Origin of the sequence: Microbulbifer sp., assembly GCF_051659245.1 — a bacterium.
GTDB lineage: Bacteria > Pseudomonadota > Gammaproteobacteria > Pseudomonadales > Cellvibrionaceae > Microbulbifer.
On sequence record NZ_JBOFOC010000199.1, the window covers coordinates 1 to 8,232 of the forward strand.

Consider the following 8,232-nt stretch of genomic DNA (forward strand, 5'->3'; position numbering starts at 1 on the left):
ATGACTGGAAAGATCGATCGCGGGCATGGCCCGCTCCTACAATTGCCTCCAATCATTTAGCGCTAGCGCGTTGCCAGCTGCACCGAATTCAGCAGCTCGGCATACTGCCCGGTAATCACATCCATATTGCGCAGCAACATATCTGTAGTGCCGGTAATCACATGGATCTGGCGCTCCCCGGATATCTGCATCTCCCCGTCGAAACCCCGGCTGGCATAGCTCAGGTATCCCTGGGTCTTGAGCAGGTTGCGGGTGATCTCCGGCGTGTTCAGCGGGCTCTGTAGCAGAAACTCCAGCATAAGCTGGAACTCCGCCAGGTCTTCGTAGAGCCGCTTGCCTCCCTCATCGCCGGCCACTTCCCAAAAGTGTGCGACATAATTTTTCGCAATGCGCTGGGAGAGCATGCGCTGGCGGCCGGAGACGTTGACCAGTTCCGCGCTGCTGTGGTCGGCGAGACCCTGCAGGCGCATGACATAGGCGTGGGCGGCGGGCAGCAGGCTATTGCTTCGCCGGAACAGTTCGGTAGCGGTGAGCTTGCTGACAGGCTGGTGAGCGATCGCCTCGAAGGTCTTCCACTCCCGCTGCACCGCTTGCAGGTCGCTCTGTATTGGCGCCGCCTCTTCAAAGTCGGCCAGCTGATCCAGGTTGTGCGCGAACTCCCGCATACATCGCTCGAAAATCTGCTGGTGGCGTTCGGTGCCCGGCTGTATACCGCGGAGGATGTAAGCCTGGGTAATACGCTGGGAGAGCATGCGTTGGCGGCCGGCGATATTGATGGCATCGCCCATACTGAACGCGGCAGTGTCTGCACATAGCAGAAACAGAAATATTGCCAGGGAGAATTTCATGTCCCTATCCTTGAACAATCTATCTGGATACTTAAAGAAGTCTTGTAGGGTGCGCCGTGCGCACCGGTTCGTATCGCCGCAATTTTGGGCTGCGCCCGGTGCGCGCGGCGCACCCTACGATTACAAGTCGCCCGATCAGAACTGGGCCTGGGCGGTAAGCCAGAGTTTGTCGGTATCAACGCTAAAATCGTCGGCGGTATAGCGGCTGTATTTCAGGCTCAGGCCGACTGCACTGACCTTTCCGCCCACCACAAAACCGTATTCGCTGCCGAGCTTGTCCATACCGGAGACATCAGAGTCGTCCGAGTTGAGCTGGTGGTAATTGAGAGAGAACTTGACTCCCCCCAAGGAGGTTCCCAGGGATGCATAGATATCCTCGATGCCACCGGGAATATTGCCGGTACCGCCGCCCAGGAACTTGTCGTTCCAGCCCTGGAACTTGTGCAGGGTTGCCAGCGGAGTGATGAACTGGCCGTCGCCGCCGTCCGCGCCGAGAAGCTCATAGCCCGCTTTCAGCGTCACCGGACCCAGCTTGTAGCCGCCCTCCGCGAGGATATAGTTCGCGTCGTAGCTGGCGGGGTTGTCGGCGGCGGCGGACTGGGTAGCGTATTCCACGGCATAATCCGCCGCGCCGCTCTTGCCGGCAAAGCGCAGGCCGTAGGTGTCGGTGGAGAAAACCGGGGCGTTTTCGTTGTCGATCAGGTAGGCGTAGGCGGAAAGGGTGCCGGCGGCGAGGCCGCTGTACTTCGCGTTGAGCAGATAGGTGTCGTTTTCGTGGTCGCCCAACGGGCTGTCTTCGCCGAAGATGCGGTTGACGTTGTCGATATGGGCGAGGAACAGTGTGGTGTCGGCCAGGCTCTTATTGGTGATGCTGACGCCGTCGTAAGTCTGCTCGTTCTGGCGAAAGCCGACTCCGCCGACGAACCGCTGGTTGTCGAGCAGTATGCGCTGACGGCCGTATTTGATCGCGGTGTTGCCGAACGAGTAAGCGAGGTACACCTGGTTTACCTCGGTCCCCTCCGGGTCCGCCACGCCGCCTTCATCGTCGGTGAGATGGGTCACGTCGTCCATTTCGATCAGGGTGCTGAAACCCCGGTAGATGGCGGACTGGTAGGTGAGGCGGGTCTTCAGGCTGGTCAGGTCCACCTTGTCGGCGCCGTCGGCATCCACCTGCTCGGTTCGCGCGCGGAAGCCAAGAGTGGCGTCTCCCTGTCCCAGTGCTTCGCTGAATGATGCCGCGGAAGGTTCTGCGGCTTCAACGGTATCGTCGGCAAGCGCCGGGGCGCCGACAATGGTAATTACCAGAGCCAGAATGTGCTGTTGTGATGGAAGAGTCAGTCGTTTCATGTTTAGTTCCCAAAAAAGGATGGTTGGTCATTAAGCTTTTTCAGCCATTTTGTGTATGCCTGTTTAATATTTTTATTGAATCACTCAGGCTGCGTGCTCTACAGATTTGGTTTCGAATTTCGCTTTTTCATCAGCAGCGGGTTTTTTCGATGACGGGTCGCGTTTGCTGTGACGCTCATGCAGGAACTTGAGCACCCTGGCCCGGTATCCGTTGTAGTGTGGATCGTCGGCGAGATCCAGGCGGCTGCGCGGCCGCTCCAGGTGAATGTCGAGAATTTCCCCGATGGTTGCCGCGGGGCCATTGGTCATCATCACAATGCGATCGGAAAGCAGAACCGCCTCGTCCACATCGTGGGTGATCATGATTACGGTGTTGTTCAGTTCCGCCTGGATCTCCATCAGCGAGTCCTGCATATGCGCGCGGGTGAGCGCATCCAGCGCGCCGAAAGGCTCATCCATCAGTAAAACCTTGGGCTGCATCGACAGGGCCCGGGCAATACCCACCCGCTGCTTCATGCCGCCGGAAATTTCCGACGGGCGTTTGTGCATCGCGTGCTCCATATGCACCAGCTGCAGGTTGTGCTCGATCCATTCGCGTATTTCCGCCCCGGATTTAGATCTGCCAAATACCTGCCTTACCGCGAGCTCCACATTTTCATAGGCGCTGAGCCAGGGCAGTAGCGAGTGGTTCTGGAATACCACGGCGCGTTCCGGCCCCGGTTCGGTGATCTCCTTGCCATTGAGGATCACGCCGCCGCGAGTGGCGCGGTACAGGCCCGCGACCACGTTCAGCACGGTGGACTTGCCACATCCCGAGTGACCGATCAGCGAGACGAATTCCCCTTTCTGGACCTGCAGATCGACGTCGCGCAATGCCGTAAAGGGCCCTTTGGGGGTCGGGAACTCCATATCCACATGACTGATATCCAGTAATACGCCCATATTCTTCTCCAGAGTTTTATAGGATCGAGTTTGATTGGAGCTAGTGTGTAGTGCTGTCCTTATCCCAGGAAGCCAGTTTCTGCAGTTGCAGCATGGCGCGATCCAACAGAAAGCCGATCACTCCAATGACGATCACCGCGGCCATGATGCGGGCCAGGGAATCGGAGCTGCCGTTCTGGAATTCATCCCACACGAATTTCCCCAGGCCTGGGTTCTGAGCCAACATCTCCGCGGCAATCAGTACCATCCAGGCCACGCCCAGGGAGAGACGCATACCGGTAAAAATCATCGGCACTGAGGCGGGCAGTACAATTTTCTTCACGTGTTTCAGCGGGGAAAGGCGCAGCACCTTGCTGACATTCACCAGGTCGCTTTCGATGCCGGCCACCCCGACGGAGGTGTTGATAACCATCGGCCAGAGGCAGCAGAGGGTGACTGTGATCATGGAGTTGAGAAACGACTTGGCCACCAGCGGGTCCGTTGAGGTGTACAGGGCGCTGACCACCATGGTCACCAGCGGCAGCCAGGCCAGCGGCGAAACCGGCTTGAATACCTGGATAATCGGATTGATTGCGCTGCTCAGGGTGCGGCTCAGGCCGGTGGCAATTCCCAGAGGAATGGCAATGGCCACGGCGAGCAGGAATCCGCTCATCACCGTGATCAGACTGGTAAAAATCTGGTCGATGAAAGTCTCTTTGCCGGTGTAGTCGCGAATCTTCGGCTGATAGCTGGGATCTTCCGCGAGCCGCTCTGCGTTACGGACTTTCTGGCGTTCATAAAAGGCGGCTGCCTTTTCCCGCGAGCGCTCATGCTCCTGATAGAGCGCGCCAAACTGTTCCCATACAGCGGCCGGTCCGGGAAATTTTCCCAGGGAGGTGTCGATATTCTGTGCGGTCGCGGACCACAGCAGCAGAAACACCAGAACACCGGTCAGGGGAATGGCCACGTATCGGATGGCGCTGTTGAACAGATTGTTGTCTAACAGTGAAAACTTCCAGCCGGCCGGTTTACTGATGGATAGGCTGCTTGATGTCATGGTCCTCTGCCTTGCGTCGACTTATGGTGTTTCGGCTTAAATTGGGTTCGCAGGGTGCGCGTGGCGCACCCTGCGGGATTGATTTCCGGCCTAGAGCTTTTCTCCGGCTTTTAGACCGATAGGAAACTTCCCGATATATTCATTGGGTTTGTGGCCGTTGTAGACGATGCCGTCGATGAAGTGGGTCTGCGGTTCGCGGTATCCGTCTTCGCTGGAGAAGTCCGGGAACTGATCCGCGGAGGCCAGCTTGTCCTCGATCAGGGATTCCGCCGCGGCCTGGTATATATCCGGGCGATAGACCTTCGCCGCCATCTCCTTGTACCAGTCGTCACTCTTGTCTTCCGATATCTGACCCCAGCGACGCATTTGCGTCAGGTACCAGATGGCGTCGGAGTAGTAGGGGTAGGTGGCGTGGTAGCGGAAGAAAACATTGAAATCCGGCACTTCGCGCTTGTCGCCCTTCTCGTACTCGAAAGTACCGGTCATGCTGTTGGCGATAACTTCATAGTCGGCACCGACATAATTGGACTGGGAGAGAATTTTTACCGCTTCCGGGCGGTTGGCGTTGTTGTTTTCGTCCAGCCACATGGCGGCGCGGATCAGCGCGCGAGTGATGCGGATGGCGGTGTTTGGGTATTTCTCCGCAAAGGTTTTGGTGATGCCGAAAACTTTTTCCGGATTGTCCTTCCAGATCTCGTAGTCGGTTACCACCGGCACGCCGATTCCCTTGAATACCGCCTGCTGATTCCAGGGCTCGCCCACGCAATAGCCGTAGATAGTGCCGGCTTCCAGGGTGGCGGGCATCTGTGGTGGCGGCGTTACCGAGAGCAGGGCGTCCGCGTTTATCTGCCCGGAAATATCACCTTTGTGCGGCGCATAGTAGCCCGGGTGGATACCGCCTGCGGCCAGCCAGTAGCGCAGCTCGTAGTTGTGGGTGGATACCGGAAAAACCATGCCCATATTGAACGGCTTGCCCGCCGCCTTGTATTTTTCCACTACCGGTTTCAGCGCATCCGCCTTGATCGGGTGTACCGGCAGGCCGTTGTCCATTTTGGGGATGTTCGGCTTCATCTGTTTCCATACTTCATTGGAAACGGTGATGGCGTTGCCGTTCAGGTCCATGGAAAAGGGCGTGATGATCTCGGCCTTGGTGCCGAATCCCATGGTGGCGGCGATAGGTTGTCCGGCAAGCATATGGGCGCCGTCCAGGCGGCCGTCGATCACGCCGTCGAGCAGTACCTTCCAGTTGGCCTGTGCCTCGATGGTGACGTAGAGGCCCTCGTCTTCAAAAAAGCCTTTCTCATAGGCGACCGCAATGGGTGCCATATCGGTCAGTTTGATAAAGCCAAAGGTCAGCTCTTCTTTTTCCGGATAGCCGAGTTCCGCGGATGTCGCCGGCGCTGCCAGCCCGAGGGTACTTGCCAGCCCCAGGGTTATTGCGGCTCGCCTGAAAAGTTGTGTCCACTTCATATCAAGAGTCCCCCAGTTGATGATCAGTTGAAAATTGCGGGCATAAAAAAGCGCTCATCGACCGGCTGCCATCGGGCAGCGAGTCAATGAGCGCCTCTGCTCATAATCAACCGAGCGGGTCGGTTGAGTCTGAATTTTTTCTTCGGTAAGCACCGTTTAAATTCCGCGACGACCGGCTATCGATTTTCGTGCCGGCCCGCCGGTGCGCCTCGCAATAGCTGTGTTGCATAGAGCGTGCCAATTTTTCTCCGGTGGCTTGGGGGCGAGGCTTGCCGGAAACCGGCTAATGCTGGGGAGAACTGGGTGAAACCGCCCGTTTTTATCAGTTAAGTATCTGTATTTATTGAGTTTTTTTCTTTCGCTCGGGCGGCGGTGGAGCGGGCGGGCCTGCGGCGGAAGCCTGCCATTTCAATCGTCTTGAGTCAGTGAGATGCCGAGGCGGGCGGGGGGCTGCACGGGGCAATTGGACCTGTAACCGGGAGGTCTTTTTAGTGCAAGGGTGGGTGAGGGGGGGATTTTTTGGTGCGGGCGTGCAGCTCCGTTCCCGGAGCCCGGGCGCCATTGTGGTGCAGTTTCGGCTGTCGGTGCCGGCATTAATGTGCCTGGATATACAGACTATCGGCGAGAAAAGGGCCGGACTTGAATGGCACTAAGTTAAGCCCCGAACTGCTCCTGCCCCTGAGGATTGCGCTGTAGGAGCCTGCTTGCAGGCGAACATTCCCGGTGCCTTGCCGCGACCTCTATTCGCCTGCAAGCAGGCTCCTACAGGGGGCTTCCGCTTAACTTAGTGCCATCGGGCCGGACTTTGCTGTCCGGCCCCTTGTACTGGCAGGGGTCGGCCGGGTGGTCAGAAGCGGTAGTTCAGGGAAACACCGGCGAGCCAGGCCGCGATATTGGTGGTCTTGCCGTTGTAATAAGTGGGTACAGGCGCTTCGGTGAACTCCTGAATCCTCTCATCGTCGCCCCAGAGATAGGCGAGGCCGCCGTCGATGCTCAGGTGCTGGTCGAACTCGTAGGTACCGCCGAAAGTCACCCAGTGGCGGTCGGTATCCGGAATGGACAGGGTGCGCCAAGTGATCGGCAGCCCGAGTGCGTTGGCGGTCGCATCTGTCGGATTGAGACCATCCCTTGCGGCGCCCTCGTCGTAGGCGTAGCCGATGCGCCAGGTGACCTCCTCGCAGGGGTAATATTCACCCCCGATACTGAAGCGCCAGCCGCTCTCGAAATTCTCCTCCTTGATAGGCAGGGGGTTAAACGCGGCTCCCTGACCTGGCAGGAAGGCCTCCAGCCGCTGGAAGTCGTCCCAGTCGGTATAGGTGGCGCCCAAGGCAAGGCCCCAGTTCTGGTTGAACTTGTGGTAGAGGCCCAGTTCCCAGTAGTCCGGCAGATCCAGGGTCAGGTTGCCGTCGACATCGTTAAATGGTGCCAGGGGAGGAGGGGGGATCAGATCGGAGCTGACGTCCCCTTCCAATTTGGGGTCGAATTCCGCGTGGTAGGACAGGCCCACCCGGGTGCGGTCGGTAATATTCCACAGGGCGCCGATGCTCCAGCTCACATCCCAGTCGTCGCCTTCGAGTTTCAGGATTTCCGCGCCGGATAGCGACGTGCCGAAAGCGGCATCGATGGGGAAGCCGTTGGGCACCCTGGTTTTCAGTTCGGCGTCGGCATAGAGGAAATTAACCGCCAGGCCGATGCTGAACTGGTCATTGAAATTGTAAGCGACGGACGGCGCGATATTGACCGTCAGCAGTTCTGTCTTGTCGGCGATATTGAGAACCAGCGAGTCGCTGTCAAAATCGGTTTCCAGGCCGTAGTTGGTATACATGGCCAGGCCGAAGGACCAGCAGTCGTCGATAGGCACCGCCAGGTAGGCGTTCGGTACAAAGGCGCTGCTGGCGTAGTCATTATCCTCAGCGAGGAAGGGCCCGACTTCCGCAACGCCCAACGGTGTGTCGACGAAATAGGTGATCTCTCCCTCGGCATCGATCTCAGGATTGACGTAGGTCACGCCCCCGGAAATGGTCATAGTGTCGAACAGAGCGGAACCGGCGGGATTGCGGGCCAGGATGGCGGCGTTATCGCCGATGGTGTTCTCTGCGGCAAAGGCGCGGCCGAGGCCGGAGGTGCTGGTCTCGTTCAGAAAGAAGCCGGCGGCCATGGTGCCGCTTGACGCGGTACTGATTGCTGCAGCCAAAATAGCACGACGCAGTATTATCTTGTTCATGAGGTCCCACTCTTTATCGATTGTTAATGCATAGAGAAAAAGTTTTGCAAAGTTTTCCATTTTTGCAAAGCAAATCCCGGTGCGGAAAGTCTAGCAGTTACGATCTTCCGCGCCAGGGGAAAACGGCGACTTTATATCGGTAAAAAGCCGAAAAATCCATGCGATGATGCAATTTTTTTCACTCGGGCCATCCGTGGCCCTCGCCCTGCGGGCAGCCTTCGGCTGTGCAAAACGGCTGTCCTGCCGTTTTGTCACTCGGGCCATCCGTGGCCCTCGCCCTGCGGGCAGCCTTCGGCTGTGCAAAACGGCTGTCCTGCCGTTTTGTCACTCGGGCCATCCGTGGCCCTCGCCCTGCGGGCAGCCTT

6 protein-coding genes are annotated in these 8,232 nt (G+C 58.1%); all 6 read right to left on the reverse strand.

Annotated features, from left to right (window positions below):
* Window positions 1-62 precede the first annotated feature (62 nt).
* The 6 genes from ACRC0P_RS18735 to ACRC0P_RS18760 all read right to left on the reverse strand — a co-directional run bounded on the left by ACRC0P_RS18735 (window position 63) and on the right by ACRC0P_RS18760 (window position 7,867).
* Entirely contained in the window at window positions 63-848 is a 786-nt protein-coding gene (locus ACRC0P_RS18735; RefSeq protein ID WP_438632827.1) for a type IV pili methyl-accepting chemotaxis transducer N-terminal domain-containing protein, read from the reverse strand.
* A 135-nt stretch (window positions 849-983) separates the two neighbouring features.
* Window positions 984-2,195, reverse strand: a complete 1,212-nt coding sequence (locus ACRC0P_RS18740) for an alginate export family protein (protein ID WP_438632828.1) — start codon at window positions 2,193-2,195, stop codon at window positions 984-986.
* 84 nt (window positions 2,196-2,279) lie between these two features.
* The gene (locus ACRC0P_RS18745) at window positions 2,280-3,137 is read right to left on the reverse strand and encodes an ABC transporter ATP-binding protein (RefSeq protein ID WP_438632829.1); all 858 of its coding nucleotides are present in this window, start codon (window positions 3,135-3,137) and stop codon (window positions 2,280-2,282) included.
* A gap of 40 nt (window positions 3,138-3,177) precedes the next feature.
* Window positions 3,178-4,173, reverse strand: a complete 996-nt coding sequence (locus ACRC0P_RS18750) for an ABC transporter permease (protein ID WP_438632830.1) — start codon at window positions 4,171-4,173, stop codon at window positions 3,178-3,180.
* A gap of 90 nt (window positions 4,174-4,263) precedes the next feature.
* On the reverse strand, window positions 4,264-5,643 hold the full coding sequence (locus tag ACRC0P_RS18755) for a CmpA/NrtA family ABC transporter substrate-binding protein (protein WP_438632831.1): 1,380 nt from the start codon (window positions 5,641-5,643) through the stop codon (window positions 4,264-4,266).
* 847 nt (window positions 5,644-6,490) lie between these two features.
* On the reverse strand, window positions 6,491-7,867 hold the full coding sequence (locus ACRC0P_RS18760) for an OmpP1/FadL family transporter (protein WP_438632832.1): 1,377 nt from the start codon (window positions 7,865-7,867) through the stop codon (window positions 6,491-6,493).
* Between the last annotated feature and the right edge of the window lie 365 nt (window positions 7,868-8,232).

What these genes read in the sequence shown, in the direction of transcription:
- ACRC0P_RS18735 (WP_438632827.1), bottom strand. Translation starts at nt 848, where the DNA reads ATGAAATTCTCCCTGGCAATATTTCTGTTTCTGCTATGTGCAGACACT.
- ACRC0P_RS18740 (WP_438632828.1), bottom strand. Translation starts at nt 2,195, where the DNA reads ATGAAACGACTGACTCTTCCATCACAACAGCACATTCTGGCTCTGGTA.
- ACRC0P_RS18745 (WP_438632829.1), bottom strand. Translation starts at nt 3,137, where the DNA reads ATGGGCGTATTACTGGATATCAGTCATGTGGATATGGAGTTCCCGACC.
- ACRC0P_RS18750 (WP_438632830.1), bottom strand. Translation starts at nt 4,173, where the DNA reads ATGACATCAAGCAGCCTATCCATCAGTAAACCGGCCGGCTGGAAGTTT.
- ACRC0P_RS18755 (WP_438632831.1), bottom strand. Translation starts at nt 5,643, where the DNA reads ATGAAGTGGACACAACTTTTCAGGCGAGCCGCAATAACCCTGGGGCTG.
- ACRC0P_RS18760 (WP_438632832.1), bottom strand. Translation starts at nt 7,867, where the DNA reads ATGAACAAGATAATACTGCGTCGTGCTATTTTGGCTGCAGCAATCAGT.